This window comes from Muriicola sp. SD30, from assembly GCF_041205185.1.
In the GTDB taxonomy this organism is placed as follows: domain Bacteria; phylum Bacteroidota; class Bacteroidia; order Flavobacteriales; family Flavobacteriaceae; genus Muriicola.
Genome location: NZ_JBGEWB010000001.1, coordinates 406392 through 428516, shown reverse-complemented (window position 1 = coordinate 428516; position 22125 = coordinate 406392). Strand labels below are relative to the sequence as shown.

Below are 22125 nucleotides of genomic sequence, written 5' to 3'. Positions count from 1 at the left end.
ATCCTGTAGGCTTTAAAACAGTATGCCGAATTTTCACCGGGATTCTGGTATGCAGGATTGATTTAAAAGCTGCAAATATACGACCTGGCAACAGGCCTTGTCAAGTAAATAGATGATTAAATCAACCGGCTACATGGCGAATTTGAAAATTAAGTCTTTTCAGATCATCCCAGAAGTCTGGATACGACTTGGAAACCACGGCGGCATCTTCTATAAATATATCTGTTTTTAGGGCCAGTGGCGCAAAGGCCATAGCCATCCGATGATCATTGTATGTCGCTATAGATACGTCAGATTTGATCGAATCCCCAGGAGCCAGTTCAAGGTGGTGATCTGAAACCTCAATGCGTGCCCCAAGTTTAGAAAGCTCCGTCTTTAGAGCTTCCAGCCGGTCAGTTTCCTTGATTTTTAAGGTGTGGAGCCCTGTTATATGGCAACCCATACCCAGGCCAAAGCAGTTTACTGCAATGGTCTGTGCAATATCAGGCGCATCGGCCAGATGAAATTTCAATAAGGTATTTTTATCCTTCTCTGATTTAACAGGATTGGCTAGTTTTCTTAGGTGCAAGGTCTGATCTTCGAATTGGGATTCTACCCCAAAGCTACGGTATAAATCTGCCAGTACCCGATCCCCTTGCAAACTTTCGGCACTATATGAAGTGAGTTCCAGATGGGTTCCTATTTCACTGAAGGCCGCAATGCTGTAAAAATAGGAAGCAGAACTCCAGTCAGATTCCACGCGTACACTTTTAGGTAAAACAGTATCCGCCGGCTCTACACGGATTTTATTTCTGGAAAATGAACTGCGGATTCCAATTTCTTTTAAAAGTGAAAGCGTCATTTTAATATAAGGCACTGAAGTAATCTCCCCTATGAGTTCCAGTTCCAGGCCCTCCTTCATACCAGGTGCTACCAGGAGTAATGCAGAAATGTACTGACTGCTGATATTGGCAGGCAAACTCACATTTGATTTCTCAAGCTTTTTTCCTCGGATACGCAAGGGCGGATAACCTTTATTTTTCTCATATTCGATGTCGGCCCCTAATTGGCGGAGTGCATCAACCAGCACCTTAATGGGCCTTTCCTGCATGCGTGAAGATCCCGTCAGGGTAACCTCAACTCCTTCGCGTGTAGCGAAGTAAGCGGTAAGAAACCTCATGGCCGTACCCGCGTGATGAATATCCACGGTTCCAGTCCTGACCTTCAGTCCTTTCCTCATTACTTTTACATCATCTGCATTGGAAATGTTTTCTATTTTGAGTTGTGGATAAAGTGCCTGGAGGAGGAGTAATCTGTTCGACTCACTTTTGGAACCTGTGATACTGATCCTGGAATGCTTAACTGGAGCTGGCGGCCCTGAAAGATGAAGTGTCAATGAGATAATATTTTGATTTTTCCTTTATGTACCCGCCGTTTTTCACAGGATTTACAAAGGTACTCTTATTTGAGTTTTTTATTGTCCTGGTGTCTTTTGTGATCTCGCCTGGTTTTCAATTCCAGTTTTTTGTCAAATGCATCCTGCAGGTTAATTCCAGTTTGATTCGCCAGGCAGAGGACTACGAAAAGTACATCGGCCAATTCTTCTCCGAGATCTTTATCCTTGTCTGAAGGTTTTTCACTCTGCTCTCCGTACCTGCGCGCAATAATCCTGGCAACTTCTCCTACTTCCTCAGTTAGTTGAGCCATATTGGTAAGTTCATTAAAATAACGAACTCCGTGGGCTTTGATCCATTCGTCTACGGCTCTTTGTGCATGGCTTATATTCATAGATCTTTCATTTTAGTATCAATCACGATGGTCACAGGACCGTCGTTCAGTAAGGCAACTTTCATATCAGCACCGAAAATCCCGGTTCCTACATCTTTCCCGAGGTCGAGTTCAAGCTGCTTTACAAAATTCTTGTATAAAGGAATGGCCACCTCAGGTTTTGAGGCTCTGATATAAGAAGGCCTGTTTCCTTTTTTTGTACTCGCATGAAGGGTAAACTGACTAACCACGATAGCATCTCCATCTACCTCCTTCAAAGATCGGTTCATCACCCCATCCTCATCGTTGAAGATACGTAAATTGGAGATTTTATTTGAAAGCCAGGTGATATCTTCCCGGGCGTCGGCATCTTCAATACCTAACAGAATAAGAAGTCCCTCTTCAATTTCTGCAGTCCTTTCCCCATCTACTGTAATATGTGCCCAGGCCACCCTTTGTATTACTGCTCTCATTCTTTACTATATTTCCAGGTTCTCCTCCATCCTACCCATCATAATCATCAAAACGATAAGTATCCTCTTCACCACTCACCATTTGCAGGTAACTTTTGTACCTGCTCCAGGAAACCTCATCAGCTTCCAAAGCTTTTTTTACAGCACATTGAGGCTCATCAATATGCAAGCAATTGTTAAACTTACAATCCTGTTTCAGGGCAAAGAATTCAGGAAAATAATCGCCGATTTCCTCTTTCTCCATATCTACAAGACCAAAGCCCTTGATACCAGGCGTGTCAATAATACTGGCGTCGAAACTAAGATCGTACATCTCTGCAAAAGTGGTTGTATGTTGTCCCTGTAGGTGTTGTTCTGATATCTCAGCTGTTTTTAATTCCATAGAAGGTTCTATTGCATTGATCAGGGTCGTTTTACCTACTCCTGAATGCCCCGCGAACATGCTGGTCCTACCAATCATCATTTCTTTGACCTGATCTACATTTCTGCCTGTTTTGGCAGAAATCCCAAGGCAGGTATACCCAATTTTTCTGTATAGTGCTGCTAGGTATTTAACTTCAGCGAGCTCATCCTTGTCATAGGAATCGATTTTGTTAAAGAGCAGTACCGTTTTTATATCGTAAGCCTCTGAGGTTGCCAGAAACCGGTCTATAAAAATGGTGTAGGTTTTGGGTTTATTGAGCGTAATCATCAGAAATACCAGATCAATATTTGCCGCAATTATATGGGTTTGTTTTGAAAGCTTAACGGATTTCCTGATGATATAATTGGTTCTCTCCTCAATATCATAGATTACCCCTAAAGTGGCGTCCCCGGTTTGTTCAAGATCAAAATTAACCACATCCCCGACGGCAATCGGATTGGTACTCTTAATACCCTTCATCCTAAACCTGCCCTTGATGCGGCAGTCATAAATCTTACCCTCAGTGGATTTAACAGTGTACCAACTCCCGGTGGATTTATAAACCGTACCCTTCATTGTTGTTCATATCTCCCTGCAAAGAAACGATAAACCAATGAGACATTAAATTATCTTTACTGTGCTAATTTTTAATCCTTAATAAAACTTAAATACCATGAAGAAAAGTATTTTTTTATTTTGTTTAGCCTTCTTCCTTGGAACTGCACTGCAGGCCCAGGAATATCATGTAATTACCAGTGTAGAATCTATTGTCCCTAATGGTCTGGGCAGGTCGAGAATTATAAATTCGCTTGAAGACAAGGATTACAACGAGTTTACCAGTGTACAAACAGATGAAGACAACACCAGAAACAAGTCGGACCGCCGCGATATAAGAGTAAAGAATTTCGAGGAGACCAAACTCCTCAACTTTTATAATCTCGGAGGGATACGGTTTCAGAATATTGCTGCCAATGACTCTATGATTACCTCAATGATTAATTCCATGATCGCCGATGGCTGGGATTTGGCTTTTGTAACCAGTGCAGTGGAAAGCGACAGTGGAAAAGATGACGGACAGGGAATTTTTATCACCCGATATATCTTTAAGAGATAAGTCCTCGTTCAGAGTTTTTCAATTACAGGATTCTATCAGTATTCAATGTATTTATTTGGTAAAAATTCTGTAAATTAGATACCCTTATTATAAAATAATCAATAACCAAAAACCGCAAAATGAAAAAACTAAAACTATTGATTCTGAGCCTCTGCCTTGTCTTCTTCACCCAGGTTAGTGCTCAGGAAACTATCACCAATGAATCTGTGATTCAGATGGTAGAATTGGGCTTCGACGACTTTATGATCATTGACAAGATTAACAATTCTGATGTGAAATTTGATGCCTCCATCTCAGCGCTGGGTAAAATGAAAGAAGCCGGTGTCTCTTCAGAAGTACTTTCTCTTATCATGGCCAAATCGAGACAGAACACCAAATCAAAAACAGGAATTTATTACACCAATTCACAAGGGGATCAGGAACTCATTCAACCCAGTGTATTTTCAGGGTCCAATTCAAATGCAGCTGCCCAAAAGTTAGTATCAGGCCTTATCAATTCAAAGGAAAAGGCCCAACTCCCGGGGATTCATTCCAACAATGTCTTATCTACCAGCTCTCCTGAATTTACATTTATCTTCGATCCCAGTTCCAGCGATGTTGATAATATGCAAAACAATCAGGGAGCGGATACGGGAATATTTAATTGGTGGTTCAGAACAGCCAGCAGCCCAAATGAATTTGTTTTGGTAAGGCTTACCGTAAAAGATAGAAAGAATTTACGCGAAGTAGTGACTGGTAAAAATAGTTGGATCTCTAGTAGTAGTGGAATTGATCCGAAATACGCATTAAATTTTAACATAGAGACTCTGGAGGGGCACAAATTTAAAGTAACTCCGGATGCCTTAGAACCCGGAGAGTACTGCTTTATCTATCAGGGGGCGGTACCACAGGGAAGGGATAACCAGTCGGTTTTCGACTTTTCCATTCAATAGCATTACAAAAGCCCTGTCATGACAGGGCTTTTTTTATGATTATTAAGTGAGCTAATCCTTTATATAAATTCGGCCTCCGGCCAGGGTATTTTTATTCACATTTTTTGGATTGCCGTAAACATATACGTCGCCCCCGGCTCTAACGTTGATGTCCACTTCATCTGAAGCACTAAGTGAAGCTTCTCCACCGGCAAGAATCTTGACAGAAGTTGTTGATGTTTTAAGTTCCTGTCCTTCAAAAATACCTCCAGTAGTGAGAACAATAAACTGGTTTCTGGCAAGTCCGGACGCTTCAATTATTCCACCGGTAACGGCCCGAATATCTACATGATCGACTTCCAATCCGACCTTTATCTGAGCTCCTTCCTGTGCTTTTATTGTAATTCTGTCCTTTTCGACTGTTTCATTGCATACAATCTTAGCCCCTTCATTCCCGTCAATTATATCGATATCAGTATAATACACCTCAATGAAAGTATCCTCTCCCTGAAATTTCTTTTCGAGTTGCATCCGGAGTTTCAAGACGCCGTCTTTGTTTACAAATTTGATGTCATCCACATTTTTACCCTTAATCAGAATACGGTTTTCATTTGATTTGATCAGGTTTACCTCGATCAGGTCGTACACCTTAATTTCATCAAATTCCCCAACTTCTTTGTCGACGATCCGTTGCGAAAAACTCATTGTAGAGATGAGCAGGGCAGTAAGTAAAATAACTCTTTTCATAATTCAGTTTTAGTGTTTTCATAAAGACTCACCATAGTCTCATTTGTTACAGTATCAAAACACTTTTATGAATTAATGATCTTTTCCTGGTGGTTGATGGATTCCTGATGGATGGCTTTAAACATCTTAAGGACGAATTCCTCGCTTAATCCTTTGGCCTCCCCTTCCAGGATCATCTTACCCAGGATGGCGTTCCATCGGTTGGTTTGCAAAACAGCCACGTTGCGTTGTTTTTTCAAATCCCCGATGCCATCAGAAACCTGCATCCTTTTTCCCAGCATATCGATGAGCTGGTTATCGATGATATCGATTTGTGCCCGCAGGTTACTCAATTTGTTTTTATAATCTGCTTCTTCATCTGTTTCCTTTCTGATCTTCAGGTCTTCCATGATCTGTATAAGTCGTTTAGGGGTTACTTGCTGGGCTGCATCGCTCCAGGCGTTGTCAGGGTCGCAATGCGTCTCAATCATCAGTCCGTCAAAGTTGAGATCAAGGGCAGTCTGAGAGACGTCAAAAATCATATCCCGCTTCCCGGTGATATGTGAAGGATCATTGATCAAAGGCAGATCTGGAAATCTGGTCTGCAACTCGATGGCCAGCTGCCACTCCGGTATATTTCTGTACTTCGATTTTTCGTAGGTAGAAAATCCTCTGTGAATTACTCCTAACTTCCCTATGTTGGCCGAATGAAGTCGCTCTACAGCACCCAGCCATAGAGAAAGATCAGGATTTACCGGGTTTTTTACCAAAACGATCTTATCGGTTCCCTCGAGGGCATCTGCTATTTCCTGCACGATAAACGGACTCACAGTAGATCGCGCCCCTATCCACAAAAGGTCAATATCGTGTTCCAGGGCCAGTTCCACATGTGTCCGGTTGGCCACTTCTGTAGCTGTTTTTAAGCCCGTTTCATTTTTTACCTGCTGCAGCCATTTAAGGCCTATAGCCCCAACACCTTCAAAGTTACCGGGGCGTGTTCGCGGTTTCCAAATTCCTGCTCTGTAGTAATTGACATCTGTATCCTTGAGTTCATGAGCAATCTCTAAGACCTGCTTTTCGGTTTCTGCACTACAGGGACCGGCTATCACCAGGGGGTGAGAGAGCCCCAAATCATCTAACCAGCCTCTTAATTCTTTTGAATTCTCCATATTATCCTTGTATTTTATTCAGTGGTATTCCTTTTAATATCTCTTTTATTTTATTGGTATTCTCCATCTCTTTATAAATCCCTTCCATGTCATTGTCGAGTAATTTTTCTTTGAATGCCTCCAGGTTCTGTATGTATTCCTCGAGGGTTTCGATTACATTTACCTTATTCTGCTCAAATATGGGAGTCCACATGTCAGGGGAGCTTTTTGCTAACCTCACCGTGCTTTCAAAACCACTCCCGGCCATATCAAAGATATCGCGTTCATTCTTCTCCTTCTCTATTACGGTTTTACCCAGCATAAAGGAACTGATGTGGGATAGGTGTGATACGTAAGCTATATGTTTATCATGAGCTTCCGGGTTCATATACCTTATCCTCATCCCAATCCTGGAAAAAAGATCGAGGGCCTTTTCCTGTAGCTTAAAAGCCGTCTTTTCTACTTCACAAATAATGTTTGTCTTCCCCTGATAAAGACCTTCAATAGCGGCTTCAGGGCCTGAGAACTCCGTACCTGCTATAGGATGACAAGCAAGGAAATTTCTTCTTTTCTGATGTTGTGAAACAGACGAGCAAATCAGGGATTTAGTTGAACCCGCATCAATGACAAGCGCATCATCCTTTATCTTGTTGAGGAGATCAGGAAGGATTTTTACAGCGGCATCAACGGGGATCGCAAGAAAAATCAGATCTGCCCCCGCCAGCATAGATTCCTCTCCGATCTTATCAATAATGTTGAGTTTCAAGGCAGTCTCCAGATGCTCCGGGTTATGATCCAGACCAAAGACCTCTGCTTCGGGTAATGCCTTTTTCAAGTCTTTAGACATTGAACCTCCTATCAAACCAATACCTATGATTCCTATTTTCATTTCTGATGTTTAAATCGTGTAATAGCCTCTTCGATCTTTTCGGTTTTTACGCACAGGGAAAATCGGATATAACCTTCGCCATTGCTCCCAAAAATGGTCCCGGGGGCAATAAAAATATCCTTTTCGTATAGAATTTGGTCTATAAATTCCTCGGCAGGTGGAGCCCCAGGGGGCAATTTTGCCCATACGAACATGCCTACTGCCCGGGGATCGAAGGTGCAGTTTAAGAGTCTCGCCAGTTCAAACATGTGCTGCCTTCTTGCTTCATAGATCTCGTCGAGTTTTTCAAACCAGTTTCTACCGCTTTTCAATGCGGCAATTGCTCCTTTCTGAATTCCGTAAAACATCCCGGAATCCATATTGCTCTTCACTTTTAATATGGCATTGATATGATCTGCCTTTCCAAGCACCATCCCTACTCGCCATCCTGCCATATTAAAGGTTTTACTCAGAGAGTTCAACTCTAAAGCGACCTCTGTGGCTCCTTCTATTTGAAGAATGCTTTTAGGGTTGGTCCCCAATACGAAACTGTACGGATTGTCATTGACCATCAGAATTTGCTTTTCTCTGGCAAAATCAACCAGTGCCTTCCATTGTTTTTCCGAAGCGACTGCCCCTGTAGGCATGTGTGGATAACTTACCCACATAAGTTTTACTTTGCTTAAGTCTTCCCTGGCAAGCTGTTCCAGATCGGGAAACCAATTCTGGTCTTCTTTCAGGTCATAAGTTACGGGAGTGGCCCCTACGAGACGGGTCACAGCCATGTATGTAGGATATCCGGGATTGGGAATCAGTACCTCATCACCGGGATTGAGGAATGCCATGCTAATATGCATAATCCCTTCCTTGGACCCCATTAATGGAAGGATATCAGTATCGGGATCGGCTTTTACATTGAATTTCTCCAAGTAGAAATCGGCTATAGCCTGCCGAAGCTCAGCTAAGCCCTGGTAACTCTGATACTGATGGGCCCCATTTTCAGAAATGGCTTCTGTTAATGTCCGGAGTACTTCAGGGGAAGGAGACAGGTCGGGACTGCCAATACCCATATTAATGATAGGTCTTCCATCAGCCATCAATTTACGTACTTCCTTTAATTTTCTGGAGAAGTAGTATTCTTCTATCGTTTTGAGTCTGTCTGCCGTAGCTATCATACCCTTACATTTTTATATTCTCCTAGCACGTTAAAATCCTCTGACATGATCTGTAGCAGCGACTTGGCTTTTGCAAATTGCTCGTAGTCTTCAAAGGTGACATCAACAAAAAAAGCATACTTCCAGGGCGTTTCAATGATGGGTAAACTCTGAATTTTGGTCAGATTTAAATTACAATCACTCATTACATTGAGTACTGTTGCCAGACTACCCCTTTTGTGGTCTGTAATAAATCGCAAGGATGCTTTGTTAATTTCTTCCCTTGGTAATTCCTTATTTACTGTTTTTACGATGATGAACCGTGTAGCATTGTTTTTAATGGTCTGAATCTCCGGAGCAATAATCTCTAGATCATAAAGTTCCGCCGCTACCCTTGGGGCAATTGCGGCTATCCCCGACAATTGGTCTTCCTGGATCCGTAGGGCCGTCTCGGCTGTATCAACATCTTCCACCATTTTAATATGGGGTTGGGTTTTAAGGTATTCCCTGCATTGCAGCAGTGCCATAGGATGTGATCGCACTTCGCGTATATCGGCAAGTGACTGCCCTTTAAGCCCCATAAGATGGTGATGAATATTCAGGTAATGTTCCCCTATAATATGTAGTTTATTTTCATAAACCAGGGCGTAATTGGGTATTATTGATCCCGCTATGGAATTCTCAATAGCCATGACCCCTTTATCTGCCTTTCCTTCCAAAAGCTCATCTACCAATCCATGGAAGGAGAGGCATTCTACCAAATCAATTTGGTCACCAAAATATTCCCTTGCCACCTGATAGTGGTTAGAACCCTTGATCCCCTGAATAGCAATTCGTTTTCTCACCTTTTTGTTCAAAAAAAAAGCCCCGACTTTAACGGGACTTGCTTTTATATGGTTTAACACTTATCTACAATAGTCCCTTGCCCCTTTGATAAAAGAAGTAAAAATAGAAACCATTCCAGAAATTGTTATGCGTCATTTTCTTATAAAACTGAGGCTAAGGTAATTATTAAAATGAAAAATAGATCCTTTGGCCAGTATTTTTTTTGATGTCTGCAATATTTAAAGGAAAACTGCGAATAATTTTTCAAACTAAGTCATATTCTGAGGATTCTTTAAATATTAAATTCTTGGTGGAAATAACAATTCGAGTATTAAGAATGCGATGGGCGAGTAAATAGGCCTTAGGTAGTATTCAATTTTAGGACACATTCTTTACTTTTACAATACCAAAGAGCAAGATATGTCGATCGTAGTCGAAAACCTCAGTAAATCATATAAAGGGCAGGTTGCTCTAAAAAATGTTTCTTTCAGTATTGAGAAAGGCGAAATAGTTGGTTTTCTTGGCCCAAACGGTGCTGGTAAGTCGACTCTGATGAAAATCCTCACAACCTATCTCAACGCCGATGAGGGTGAAGCACAGGTAAACGGATATCATGTCATCTCGGAGGCGAAACAAGTACAGAAAAGCATAGGGTATCTACCCGAAAATAACCCGCTCTATCTGGAAATGTATGTAAGGGAATATCTTTATTTTATTGCTGAGCTGCACTCGGTTTCCCGGGATTCGGTTAAGGACGTTATTACCCAGGTAGGCCTCGACAAAGAGGCCCATAAGAAGATCGGACAACTTTCCAAAGGTTACAGGCAGAGGGTAGGACTTGCGGCGGCCCTGGTCTATCAACCTGAGGTCCTTATTCTCGATGAGCCTACTACCGGTTTAGATCCCAACCAACTACTCGAAATCCGAAAACTTATCAGGGAAATTGGAAAGGACAGAACAATATTCCTATCCACCCATATCATGAAAGAAGTGGAGGCGGTTTGTGACCGGGTTTTGATTATTAATAAAGGGGAACTTGTTGCCGATCAGAAATTGTCGGCTCTCAGGGAAGGAACCGAGCAGATCATTGAAGTTGAATTTGATTACAGGGTTGAAGAAGCCTTTTTGATGAAACTTCCGCATGTTACCCATGTTAAAAATACAGTCGGTTTTGTCTATGAGATCACCTTTAGTCACGAAAAGGACATGAGAGCGGTAGTATTCGACTTTGCACATGACAACAAGCTGAAAACGCTTCAACTTAGCCGGAAGAACAAAAACCTGGAAAGTCTTTTTACGGAACTTACCGGAGCGTGAATTTCTTCCCTATTCAGGGATATATGTGACCTTTTCCGCTGCTACGGAATCTATTTTTTTTCGAGAAAAATAGACTGGAAAATACTGATCCTTTGCCCATGGCTCAAAAAGGTTGTCGTAGAAGGGGCTGTTTGGATCCCCGGACTGACCTGGGCTATTAGTACCTACCGCTTCGTCCCAGTCACCTGTGTTTACGATCATTCTGAATGAGGCACCGCTGCTCTGCCTGTTTTTGTTTCCTGTAGATCCGGGGGTATACCCATTCCCCCCACGTGGAAGCGGCCCCAGGTTGAGGGAATCTGCCCAGGACTGATTCACCGCTCTCGCCAGAGGATGTGTCATATAGGTATGTTTATAATTCGCCTGCCCGTATTTCCAATTCTCAATTTTATCTCCCAGGTCTTTTTGCAGTAATTCAATACCTGATGAGAATGCCTTTGCAAGGAATTGATCTCTGGCCTCTTCAGCCTGGGGTCCAAACTTTGTGGCAGGATTTAGCATCCAGTCTATGACTCGTTTCATTTGCAGGTCTTCAATCACTCCTTTTGCCTTTGATGGGATGAACCTTTCTTCTGCCATTCGTTTCAATTCCTTTTCAAAGGCAACGTATATTCCGGCTTCAATGCTCCCTGGCAAGAGCTGGTGATCCCATGTGGACAATCGTTGACGTGCTTCTGCTGATTTCTCTTCTAACTCCAGGTCAGACAAAAGTGGGACAAGCATCCTGGCCGGTAAGGAAACATAGTCTACCTGAAGAGCCTGCATCTCCTGCATAGTAAATTTTTTACCTGAACTGAGAACTTCTTCTATGCGGTCGCCGCGATAGGGATCAGACCATGAATAGCCGATGGCGTCCCAATGTTTATAATCATCGGGAGTCACATTCTGGTTTGCCGTAGCTATATAACCGCGTTCCGGATTGACCTCATGAGGTTTCTCAATGATGGGCAGATATCCATCCCATTCGTATCTCCCGTCTCCGGGCACAGGAACCAGGCCACTGAAATTTCTTCGCACAGGAGCAATTCCTACGGCCTGCCATCCAATATTTCCTTCCTTATCAGCCCAAATCATATTTTCCCCGGGAATATGACTGTAGTCGCAGGCTTCCCGGAATTCTTCCCAGGTCTTCGCCTGATCCATACGTAGGGATGCCAAATAGGGTGAGCCCCCCGGTTCTAACCAGGCACATCTCACAGCGTAAGCTTTATAGTTGAGACTGTCTACAAAGGCCACAGGTCCGTGGCGTGTATAATTCAATTGCACTTCTTCAGCCTGTCTACCTTTTACGGGGATGGATTCTGTAATAGTCTCCATGGCCTCCCATTTTCCCTGATACCTGTACTCATTTAGGTTTTCCGGGTTGAGGTCATAAACGTAAAGATCTTCCCCATCCGTCCGAAAGACCGTAAGGCCCCAGGCTCCATGCTCATTGTGACCTATGGAAATACCGGGAATTTCCGGCTCCCCACCCCCGATTACGTTCCAGCCGGGGGCCACCAAATGCGTCATATATCTGAGCGAAGGCACGGCTATGGTTCGGTGGGGATCGTTGGCCATCAGGGTATGCCCATCAGCCGTCATTGATTCACTTAAAACCCAGTTATTGCTACCAATTGATAAGGAATCATAAACATCAACTTTTTCTTCTTCAAAAAAGGCTGTAGCACCAGATCTCCTGTAAGCAGGATCAATATCTTCCGGTAAGAACCGGACAGATCTCCGGTAGGCGAAGTACAATTCCAGGATTTCCTCACTGAGCAGGGAAGTATTTATGGCAGGGTCCATTTCCAAAATTGGATCTTTCGGATGAAACCAGTACAAATCTTTAACTGCATCCACCCCAATTTTATCAACAGCCATACCTACTTCAAGTTCGGCTCCAATGTTGCCCAACAGTCCCTGATGACGTGATATAACCACCTCAGGGGTCCATCTTTGGGGAAGAATGTTGAGCATCTTAAACTCGATAGGCAGGGAGTCAGGATTATCCAGGGCCTCTTCAATATAGGCATTAACCCCATCTGTATAAGCTGTGATAATCTCTGCGCCCCGATCGTGATAATGATTAAATTCACGGGTTAAATCCCCACGGTATTTAAAGAGTCGGGTTCCGATATCCCTCTTTAGTTCACGTTCTCCCAGTATTTCTGCTACGGTCCCCGTAGCCTGCCTCCGCCAGATCTCAAACTGAAAGAGTCGGTCTTTGGCCGCGGCATAGCCCTGTGCAAAAAACAAGTCGTGTTCATTAGCCGCATAGATATGGTTGATTCCCCATTGATCCCGGACAATTTCAACAGGTTCCTGAAGACCCTCGAGAAGTACTTGTTCTGAAGGGTTAGATTTACAGGAAAGGATGATTCCTGAAATAACAAAAAACATGAGAATTGGGAAAACCCTGAAATACCATGATGCACAAGACAATTTGTGGTTTGCTGATTTATTCATTGCTATGTTTTGTAATGGAATGGTGAATAAATATTAAAGTTAATTCCTCATTCCTCAGTTTCACTATCCGGGAAATGATCTTTTTACAACGGTTATTCCACCATAATAAAGGAGACAATGGCCTCTATCAGGCCACTCATAAGAGGCAGAGTGGGATTATTATACGACTCAATATTTTCCATCCGATCCATAGGTGCCTCTTTTAAAACATGATTCATTCCATCAATTATGACCTTCTTTGCTTCTGGTTTTGCACTGACCAGCATTTCGGCGTCCTTAACTTTTACCTGAATGTCAGTGGTTCCCTGGAGAACAAGGACAGGGCAATCGAGTTTAGCAATCTCTTCTGCCGGATTGTACTTAAACCAGGAGATCAGATAAGGTTGTACGCTTGGCCTGAAAAGTGAATTTAGCATAGGATTGATGCTGTCTACGGTCTGGCCCTGTTCAAGTGTTGTTATTATAGGATCGGTCATGGCAGTAACCGCAGGAGGTTGCGGACTTAATTGTTCCCTGAGAATATCGGCAGCAGGTCTACCGACACCGGCAAGAGAGATAAATTTATCCGCCTTAACTCCATTTGCAGCGATCATTCCGATAAGTGATCCTTCACTATGCCCCAAAATAACCAGTTCGTCAAACCTGGGATCGTTTTTGAGTTGGGTACTCCAGGCCTGAGCATCCTCAATATACGTTTCGAACCGGAGATCCTTTTCCGCAGTCATAGCTGATGCACTTGCTCCTATCCCTCTCTTGTCAAAACGCAAACTGGCAATTCCGTTTTCTAAAAAACCTTCTGCCAGCATTTTAAGTGAATTATTGGTCATCATGGCGTTATTGCCATTGCGATCTGTAGGCCCTGAACCCGCGATAATAAGTACTACAGGAAATTCACCCTGGCCTTCGGGTACTATCAAGGTACCGTTAAGCGTACCAGTTTCAGTTTTAATTTCAATTTCTTCTTCAGCCTGTGCCAAAAGAATTGTGCTTGTAAAGAAAATCAAGGAAAATAAGAGGAGTCGTGTATTCATTTTTATTAAACGATTAGAAAAGACCGGTGATGGTCTCGTTAGTATCGATAGAAATATATTCAGCAGAAGGTGTAGCAGGTAAGCCCGGCATTCTGAGGATATTTCCCGCAATGGGAATAATAAATCCTGCCCCGGTTGCTATTTCGAACTCACGGATATTTATGTTGAAATTCTCAGGTCTCCCCAGTTTCTTCTCGTCATCACTCAGGCTTTTCTGAGTCTTGGCGATACATACCGGGAGTGTCCCATACCCCATGTTCTCATAGCGCTTCATTTGTGCCTTAGCCTTGTTTGTCAGGATTACGTTTTTTGCCCCATAAATAGTACTGCAGATTTTCTCCATTTTTTCACGGATAGAATCGTTCAGGCTGTAGGTGGGGGTAAACTTGGTTTTACAGCTTTCTGCCGCCTCAACAACCAGATCAGCCAGATCCACACAGCCTTTTCCCCCTTCGGCCCAGCCATAGCTAAGGGCTGCCGGAACCCCAAGTTTACGGCAATGCTCTAGGAGTGTTATTTTCTCTGCCTCGGTATCGCTACTAAATGCGTTGATAGAAACAACTATCGGAATTCCAAAGCTTTGCAAACTCTTTACATGTCTTTCAAGGTTGGGCATACCTGCTTGCAATGCTTTAACATCTTCCTGAGTTAACTGGTCGAGGGGCATACCCCCGTGGTATTTTAAAGCCCTGATCGTTGCCACAAGTACTACTGCCCTGGGCGATAGCTCTGCCTGCCGACATTTAATATTGAGAAATTTCTCCGCTCCCAGGTCGGCACCAAAGCCGGCTTCAGTGACTACATAATCCCCTAAACTCAATCCCATTTTAGTAGCCAGAATAGAATTGGTCCCCTGGGCTATATTAGCAAAAGGACCCCCATGAATAATGGCCGGATTTCCCTCCAAGGTCTGAACGAGATTTGGTTTTATTGCATCCTTCAATAAGACCGCCATTGCTCCCTGTGCGTTAAGGTCCCTTGCATAAACAGGCTTTCCTACCCAGGTATTCCCTATATAGATATTAGCGCATTTCTCCTGTAAATCTTCCAGGCTCCTGCTAAGACAAAGGATGGCCATAATCTCAGAAGCGGCAGTGATGTTAAACCCTGTTTCCCTGGGTATACCTCCGGCTTTCCCTCCCAGAGCGGCAATAATATTACGCAGTCCCCTGTCATTCATATCCATACAGCGTTTCCAGAGCACAGTTCTGGGATCTATACCCAGATTGCGGGACTTGCTCTGAATATTATTGTCGATAAGTGCTGCGAGTAAATTGTTCGCCTTTTCAATGGCATGGAAATCGCCGGTAAAATGAAGGTTGATATCCACCATGGGTATCACCTGACTCCATCCTCCTCCGGCTGCACCTCCTTTAATACCAAAAACCGGACCCAGGCTGGGTTCACGCAGCACAATTACTGCTTTCTTCTTCCTGAGATTGAGTGCATCTCCCAGACCAATGGAAGTAGTGGTCTTTCCCTCTCCTGCAGGGGTTGGGGTTATCGCCGTAACCAGGATCAGGTTACCCTTATCCACAGCATCTTCCTTTATAAGATTCAAGGGCAATTTAGCCTTGTTAGAACCGTAATATTCCAGTTTATCTTCCGGGATGTTTAAAAAAGCTGCAATTTCCCTGATGTGTTTTTCCTCAACACTTTGTGCGATTTGTATGTCAGTCATTTTGAGTTTTAGTTATTGATTCTATTGAGCGTAGCATTTAGTAAATCGTAAATCACTTTTAGCTATTTAATTTTGTTTTATTCACTACAAATAAACTGGACCAAATCGTTTTGAACCGATTACAAGTCTTTATAATCCTACCCAAAAACTAATAACAACTTCTGGAGTATTGGTTTGTGGTATAAGCGTAGATCGATAGCAATTTCATCACATTCTGGTTATTATCGAGATCGTACTCTTATTCCTCCAATGATACAGGTGCCCAGGCCGGCGATTCATTTCTAATCTTTGTGTTGGTTAATCGCCTTTTTTCATTGTTTTCTATATTGATGATATAAATATCGTAGTTATTACCCGTTCCCGCGGTATAGGCGATCCACTTTCCATCCGGCGACCAGGAAGGCGAATAACAGTCGAGGGTATCTTGGGTAATATTCCTGATATCTTTTCCTTCTGCATCCATCACAAAAATTTCAAAACTATCCCCCTCAGGACCGTAAAAGGCAATTTGATTTCCATCAGGAGAATATACAGCACCGGAATCGTATCCCGGTTTATCGGTTATTCGAGTTACCTCACTCCCATCTGCTTTCATCCTGAAGATCTCCCCGTTTGCTGCATGGGTAGTATCATTTAAATCGCGCAACTGCCGGGTAAAAAGAAGATGTTGTCCATCAGGAGACCATGCCGGACTTTCTTCATAATCTGCATTATCTGTAAGTGCTGTTAAATCGCTGCCGTCTATCTTCATTTTATAGACAGAACGACTCTTCTCGTTTCGATTGCTCATAAATACGATTTGAGATCCGTCTGGAGAAACTACGGGCAGCACATCCTCGCCTTGATGGTCCGTCATCCGGATTGCTGTGTCCTTTTTCAGATCAAAGACATAAAGCTCAGGATTTCCATCTCTGTTGGAATAGGCGATGATCTTACTTCCGTCAGGGAACCAGGAAGGACCGTACTCCATGGCAGGATTATTAGTAATATTCCTAAGATTACTGCCTTTCACATCCATCAGATAGATCTCGTTGTTCCCGTCTCGATTCGTATTAAAAGCAATGGTGCCTGAGGGTTTATTATCGGGTATTTTCATTTTCTTTTCTTCCGTTTTACAGGACGACAGAACAATCAACCCGAACAAGTAAAAAAAGACCGATCGATAAAACAAAAAGGATATCACTTTAGACCAATGAGTAGACCCTGGATTCATATGTCGAAATTTCCCTTAAAATATAAAAAAAGGACGGACAGAGGAATAAAATACTTAGGGAAGTGAGTTTAATCTTCCCTGTACTCAATAGAATAGTTCTTATTTAAGAGAGTTATTCAATGACCAAATTCCTGTTCCTCGGATATTTTACAACATACTTTAAAGTAAAGACTCTTTCCTCATTGGGATTAAGCCTGAGTTCCCATTTGATCTCCCCCGTTTGGGTATTGTGCTTGCCTCCTGAAAGTTCATCGACCTCCACTTTGATCTCGTCACGTACTGAAACAGGTACCTGATCTAGCAACAGCATGTTGATGGACTGTGATTTGTTGTTCTTAACTGTGATCTTCCAGGCCCTGGATTCTTCCTTTCTGGTTCCCACAAATTTCTTGGAGCTAAAATCAGTGATCTTTTCCCGATTCACCGAAACACTCTTATCTCTCCCCAGGGATATATCGAGAGTATCAGAGGCATAACGAACATCTAGCACGGTCTTGCCCACAAAAGTATTCTCGAAAAATATATTGGCTTCCCCTTCAAGCAGGTTGTACTTCTCCCAATCCTTGATGCTGCTGATCAGGTAGGCCTCTTTTTCGATTTTTGGGATGCTGAAGTACTGGTAAGTAGCCGGCAACGCATAGTCTGCCATGGTTACTGTGTACATCTTATTATCCGAGTTCACCGTATATGGTAGATCTATCAAAAAGTCGACCGTAGTCTGGTTCTCCACCTGCTGCAAGGGAACTGATTTAATCTGGGGCTCCATGCTGGCATCGGCAACCATCTCATTTCGCATGGCTCTTTTTTCCTTCCCGCTGTACCCGACCACTACTACTTCTTCTAAGGTTTGTGCATCTTCGACTAAAGTGACATTCATTACAGACCTGCTGATGGGCAATGTTTTTCTTTCAAAACCTAAATATGAAAACTCCAGACTATTTGCATTAGAGGGCAATGCCAGAGAAAAGTACCCATTAAAATCAGTAGTCGTTCCAATAGAACTTCCCTGCACTATCACCATTACTCCCGGTAAAGGCTGATTTTGGCTATCGCGGACAACTCCCGACACCTCATTTACGGATAGATTATACACCGGAGGACGGGTATTATAATCCAGGAAATAGGTTTGCATTTCCGGGGCGGTACCGGAAATATTCGGATTTGCAGAAGACAGGCGGAGATTCACATACTTCCAGTCTATTTTGGTATCCTGCTTTACATTGGCTTTGTATACCAGAGATACAGCTTCGTTTACATTGGTAGATCGTATATCGTAAGAAGGGAACCAGCCTGCATTGTTAACTACATAGGTCAGTTCAAGATTAGACCGTGTGGCCCTTTTTGCCTCCATTTTTACAAGAACCTCCCCGTTGGCATATTCCTTCTTTCCGGTAAGTGTATTGATCTGATTTTGCAGATCCCGTTCTTGCACGTATAAATCGTCTAAGGTCGCTTTCCTATCCAGTTCCTTTAGTTTTATGGCCGTGAGTTGGGTGCTGTAATAGTCCGCAGCCGACTTTAATGTGGCTGCAGTTAGGGTCTGATTTCCACCTATGTTCTTGTTGGCTTGAAGAAAAACGATCTCCTCGGTAAGGATATCAAGATAAGTGCGTTCTCTTTTAATTTTGTTCCGCACTAGCTCCAGCTGGGTTTCAAGGGTTTTGAGTTCTTTGCTTTTATCTAATTTCTCCAGGTAGTTCTGTTGCTGGTTAACCGAGAGTACTGTCACATTACCATCGGCTTTGAGTTGCAGGCTTTTGCCATTGATAAAGGGTGAAAGATCAGTAAATTTCAATATACTGGTCCCCGAAGGGATATCCACAGCTTTCTTTCTGGTGATCTGTGCCCCTTCTATAAATACGGTGACATCTTTAACGGTGGTTTTGACTTCAATTTCCCTGGGTTCCTGGGCAAATACCATTCCCATAAATAAGAGAAAGGATATCCTTATTGTCCATTTTAAATTCATGTAATTCTGTTTATTGATTGCTTTTTCAATTTTTCAAATATCGGGCCAATTAATTTTACTTCGCATTTAATTTACGGTTGTCATGTGAGTAGTCGGGCACAGGTGATCATTCCTATAAGAAGGACAAGGATCAGCGATAATCGTTTAAACTTGCTTTGTGGAATATACACCAGTATTTTTTTTCCAATATAGGTTCCCAGAATTCCTATAAGGAGTAAAAAGGGCACATATTTGAGATCGTGGTTATGGATATATCCATTATTGTAGTAGACCAGGGTTCGGGTAAAATCGATCATAAAATCAATAAAGGCGGAGGTAGCGATAAAAACGCTTTTCTCCATGTTGAAGGCTGCCATAGTAAGTCCCCTGATCGCCCCGCCTGTTCCCAGCAGGCCTGCAGAGAAACCGGAAATAGCACCTCCAAGAATTGAATTTTTTTTAGTTGGGGAAATGATCAATTCTCTTTTGATCAGAAAAAGTAAACTAAGACCTATCAGAAATATTCCCAGTAGCAATTCAAGAAGGAAGGTCTTCAAAAAATTAGAAAGTATTCCGCCAAACACCACAAATAAGACTGATGGGATTCCGAGATAAAGAATTAAAGACTTGTTAAGTCCCTTTTTAAATAGAAAGATCTTACTCAGATTACTGGAGAGGTGGAAAATAGCGGTCAGCCCTAGAACACTGTAAAAATCAAAATAGAAATTCCCAAGGGGAACAAAAAATACTGAGGAGCCAAATCCTCCTATCGTTCCGAGAATTTCAGCCAGAAGCGCGAGAAACAAGAAAAGGGTATTGATCTTCATGAAAGTGAGATTATCACATTCCCGGTTTTATGTCCTTTTTCCACATAGCGGAAGGCCTCTGGAATTTGTTCAAAAGGGTAGATCCTGTCTATAACTGGCGTGAAATGCCCTTCTTCTATCAAATTTACCAATAGCCGTAAGCTTCTCATGATATTTGGTGGATATGGAAATTTGACTTTCCTACCCTTGTTAAAAGGTACACTTTTGAAAATTGCAGTCAAAAGGGAATATCCAACATTTTGACTCCAGGGTCCAAGTTCAGACGAAATATAGGCACCGTCGGGCAAAAGAAGGTGTTTGCATTTGCCGAAGGTACTTTTTCCGGCAACGTCAAATACGGCGTGATATGTTTTATCCGATTGTGTAAAGTCTTCCTTTTGCCAGTCTATAACCTCTATTGCCCCTAATGATCGGGCCAATTCAATGTTTTCTGTATTGCATACAGCCGTAATTTTCATGCCCAAATACTGCAATAGTTGTAAGGCTGCTGTACCTATTCCCCCTGTCGCTCCATTTACCAGCACCTGGTCTCCGGGATTCAGAGTGATCTTGTTGATTATATTATAAGCGTAATGCATGCCTTCTATACACCCTGCAGCTTGTTGCATATTAATACTCTGTGGCACCTTGGCAAAAGCGATAGAGGGCTGAAGGAGCAAGTATTCAGCATAGGATCTTAGTCCGGAATCAGCAAACCCGAAGACCTTGTCCCCCGGTTTATAGTAGGTGACCTCATTACCTGTTTCAATAACTTCTCCTGAAAATTCCGTTCCAAGAATTGGGTTTCTTGGTTTAAACAGACCCATGGACAAGCGCATAATAGCTGGTTTGGCCCTTATATTGGCGCAGTCTGTCCTGTTAACTGAAGTGGCAATCACTTTTATCAGTAGCTCCCTGGAATTTGGGACTGGTCTGGGGATCTCCTCAAGCTGCAATACATCAAGTGGACCGTATTTTCTATATAGAAAGGCTTTCATTTCTTTTCTTATCCAACTTATTTCCTGTCCTTCAGAGGAATCACAAATTTAAGTCCGGACCAGACCTCATTTACTGAACACACTTTAATATCGACCAAACCATGCTTTATTCCAATTTTGCGAACTGCATTCCCATCAAGGTCGGTTTTACGCCTGGCCGCCTTTTTAGGCCAGGAGATCCATATCATTCCTTTTTGCTTCAGCTGATCCCTTAAACCCGGAAGTTCTTTATCCAAAGTCATGGCATCGGTTGCGAAATAATGAACAAAATCAACTAAAACAGTCTCATCTTGAGCATATTCGACATCATTTGGCAAATCGAAAAAGAAATCTTCATATGGAGATGGTTGATGGAGAATTCTGATCACAAATCCCGTTTTAAGTCCAAGTTTGCGTACTAGGGATGTCCCTGAATATCCCGATTGTGACTTAATACCCATAATTTCTTACCCTAGAAATTAAAGTCGAGCCACAACTTCCATTCCTCCCCTTTCTTAACCCAAAGCAGAAAATAAAGTCCCTGGCCACCGGTATCGTAAATACCGACTTCGTAAACAATCTGATTATTGACCTGGATGATCTTCTGTGGAGTGAGGTCAATGCTATACGAATCGTTTTTCATGTAGCCATAGGCGTCGGCAATTTGCATACCAACATACTCTACCCCTTTATAAAAATAACGCCCTTCGCCGGCAAAAACATTTTTTGCGATCAGATCTGGCCGGTGCTGGTTAGAATATAATTCCCAGGAAGAGCGCAATAGCCCGATTTCCGTTTTACTATTTTCTGTTACGCCCGATTTTGGTGCGATCGCCTCAAAGACCTTTACCCAACTTTCACTTTTCTTCCAGCCAATAATACTGTGAAAGGCCGTTCCTTTATCCGTTGTATATATCCCATGAACAAATAATTGTCCGGGATATAGTTGAAAATAGGCCAGTGTATCATATTTTGTTATTTGGTCTGATCCAGTAAGTTCATTCCATGCTGCTTTGATGGACGGCTTACCTATATGCAGGGTTTCATTAACAATAAGGCCACTGATCTCAGTATAGGGCAATTCAGATCCTTGTTGTTTCTGTAGCGTTTTTAACCAGGTTTGTTGTAGTTTGTAAGTTGCTGTTCTCGAATTTTGATCCTGACTATAAGCTTTATTAACCTTGAGACCAATGAGACTTAATAATATCATTAGGAACATCCCTTTCCTTATACAATTGAGTACAGTTCTGATGTAAATCTGCAGTGTCACTAAAAATTCATTTTGTTATTAAAAGTACTGAATATTTACAAACCTTCCGGATAGCGCGTGATTATG

At 42.6% G+C, this 22125-nt stretch carries 21 protein-coding genes; 3 read left to right on the top strand and 18 right to left on the bottom strand.

Features of this window, described 5'->3' with window-relative positions:
* Positions 1-121: 121 nt before the first annotated feature.
* The 4 genes from AB8P51_RS01860 to rsgA form a co-directional block, all read right to left on the bottom strand.
* Positions 122-1375, bottom strand: a complete 1254-nt coding sequence (locus AB8P51_RS01860; RefSeq protein ID WP_369747070.1) for a 3-phosphoshikimate 1-carboxyvinyltransferase — start codon at positions 1373-1375, stop codon at positions 122-124.
* Positions 1376-1440: 65 nt separating this feature from the next.
* Positions 1441-1767: a nucleotide pyrophosphohydrolase gene (locus AB8P51_RS01855; protein WP_369747069.1), complete on the bottom strand. Its 327-nt coding sequence runs from the start codon at positions 1765-1767 to the stop codon at positions 1441-1443.
* Complete coding sequence (gene dtd, locus AB8P51_RS01850) at positions 1764-2219, bottom strand: D-aminoacyl-tRNA deacylase (protein ID WP_369747068.1); 456 nt, start codon at positions 2217-2219, stop codon at positions 1764-1766. The genes AB8P51_RS01855 and dtd overlap by 4 nt, the downstream gene beginning before the upstream one ends.
* Positions 2220-2250: 31 nt before the next feature.
* Positions 2251-3198: a ribosome small subunit-dependent GTPase A gene (gene rsgA, locus AB8P51_RS01845; protein ID WP_369747067.1), complete on the bottom strand. Its 948-nt coding sequence runs from the start codon at positions 3196-3198 to the stop codon at positions 2251-2253.
* 97 nt (positions 3199-3295) lie between these two features.
* Here rsgA and AB8P51_RS01840 point away from each other — a divergent pair, with 97 nt between their 5' ends.
* Together AB8P51_RS01840 and AB8P51_RS01835 are read left to right on the top strand one after the other, a co-directional pair.
* Entirely contained in the window at positions 3296-3736 is a 441-nt protein-coding gene (locus AB8P51_RS01840; RefSeq protein ID WP_369747066.1) for a hypothetical protein, read from the top strand.
* 119 nt (positions 3737-3855) lie between these two features.
* On the top strand, positions 3856-4668 hold the full coding sequence (locus AB8P51_RS01835) for a hypothetical protein (protein WP_369747065.1): 813 nt from the start codon (positions 3856-3858) through the stop codon (positions 4666-4668).
* 51 nt (positions 4669-4719) lie between these two features.
* On the opposite strand, the gene AB8P51_RS01830 is transcribed toward AB8P51_RS01835, so the two are convergent.
* From AB8P51_RS01830 to AB8P51_RS01810, 5 genes are all read right to left on the bottom strand, one after another.
* The gene (locus AB8P51_RS01830; protein ID WP_369747064.1) at positions 4720-5394 is read right to left on the bottom strand and encodes a head GIN domain-containing protein; all 675 of its coding nucleotides are present in this window, start codon (positions 5392-5394) and stop codon (positions 4720-4722) included.
* A gap of 65 nt (positions 5395-5459) precedes the next feature.
* The gene (locus AB8P51_RS01825) at positions 5460-6542 is read right to left on the bottom strand and encodes a chorismate mutase (RefSeq protein ID WP_369747063.1); all 1083 of its coding nucleotides are present in this window, start codon (positions 6540-6542) and stop codon (positions 5460-5462) included.
* A 1-nt stretch (position 6543) separates the two neighbouring features.
* Positions 6544-7410: a prephenate dehydrogenase gene (locus AB8P51_RS01820; RefSeq protein WP_369747062.1), complete on the bottom strand. Its 867-nt coding sequence runs from the start codon at positions 7408-7410 to the stop codon at positions 6544-6546.
* Positions 7407-8564 carry a pyridoxal phosphate-dependent aminotransferase gene (locus tag AB8P51_RS01815; RefSeq protein WP_369747061.1) on the bottom strand — a complete coding sequence of 386 codons (1158 nt, stop codon included), beginning with the start codon at positions 8562-8564 and terminating at the stop codon, positions 7407-7409. Before AB8P51_RS01815 ends, AB8P51_RS01820 begins: the two co-directional genes overlap by 4 nt.
* Positions 8561-9388: a prephenate dehydratase gene (locus AB8P51_RS01810; RefSeq protein WP_369747060.1), complete on the bottom strand. Its 828-nt coding sequence runs from the start codon at positions 9386-9388 to the stop codon at positions 8561-8563. The genes AB8P51_RS01815 and AB8P51_RS01810 overlap by 4 nt, the downstream gene beginning before the upstream one ends.
* A gap of 400 nt (positions 9389-9788) precedes the next feature.
* Between AB8P51_RS01810 and gldA the strand changes: the two genes are divergently transcribed.
* Positions 9789-10685, top strand: coding sequence for a gliding motility-associated ABC transporter ATP-binding subunit GldA (gldA, locus tag AB8P51_RS01805; RefSeq protein WP_369747059.1), 897 nt, complete (start codon positions 9789-9791; stop codon positions 10683-10685).
* A 9-nt stretch (positions 10686-10694) separates the two neighbouring features.
* On the opposite strand, the gene AB8P51_RS01800 is transcribed toward gldA, so the two are convergent.
* The 9 genes from AB8P51_RS01800 to AB8P51_RS01760 form a co-directional block, all read right to left on the bottom strand.
* Entirely contained in the window at positions 10695-13133 is a 2439-nt protein-coding gene (locus AB8P51_RS01800) for a penicillin acylase family protein (RefSeq protein ID WP_369747058.1), read from the bottom strand.
* 92 nt (positions 13134-13225) lie between these two features.
* Positions 13226-14164 (bottom strand): alpha/beta hydrolase, encoded by a 939-nt coding sequence (locus AB8P51_RS01795; protein ID WP_369747057.1) that lies wholly within the window; start codon positions 14162-14164, stop codon positions 13226-13228.
* Between the two features lie 13 nt (positions 14165-14177).
* Positions 14178-15845, bottom strand: coding sequence for a formate--tetrahydrofolate ligase (locus AB8P51_RS01790; RefSeq protein ID WP_369747056.1), 1668 nt, complete (start codon positions 15843-15845; stop codon positions 14178-14180).
* Positions 15846-16083: 238 nt separating this feature from the next.
* Positions 16084-16941, bottom strand: a complete 858-nt coding sequence (locus AB8P51_RS01785; RefSeq protein ID WP_369747055.1) for a DPP IV N-terminal domain-containing protein — start codon at positions 16939-16941, stop codon at positions 16084-16086.
* Between the two features lie 229 nt (positions 16942-17170).
* Positions 17171-19027 (bottom strand): mucoidy inhibitor MuiA family protein, encoded by a 1857-nt coding sequence (locus tag AB8P51_RS01780; protein ID WP_369747054.1) that lies wholly within the window; start codon positions 19025-19027, stop codon positions 17171-17173.
* 80 nt (positions 19028-19107) lie between these two features.
* Positions 19108-19833, bottom strand: a complete 726-nt coding sequence (locus AB8P51_RS01775) for a sulfite exporter TauE/SafE family protein (protein WP_369747053.1) — start codon at positions 19831-19833, stop codon at positions 19108-19110.
* Positions 19830-20810, bottom strand: a complete 981-nt coding sequence (locus AB8P51_RS01770; RefSeq protein ID WP_369747052.1) for an NAD(P)-dependent alcohol dehydrogenase — start codon at positions 20808-20810, stop codon at positions 19830-19832. The genes AB8P51_RS01775 and AB8P51_RS01770 overlap by 4 nt, the downstream gene beginning before the upstream one ends.
* A gap of 17 nt (positions 20811-20827) precedes the next feature.
* The gene (locus AB8P51_RS01765) at positions 20828-21178 is read right to left on the bottom strand and encodes a DUF3052 domain-containing protein (RefSeq protein ID WP_369747051.1); all 351 of its coding nucleotides are present in this window, start codon (positions 21176-21178) and stop codon (positions 20828-20830) included.
* An 83-nt stretch (positions 21179-21261) separates the two neighbouring features.
* Positions 21262-22059, bottom strand: a complete 798-nt coding sequence (locus tag AB8P51_RS01760) for a hypothetical protein (protein WP_369747050.1) — start codon at positions 22057-22059, stop codon at positions 21262-21264.
* Positions 22060-22125: the final 66 nt, after the last annotated feature.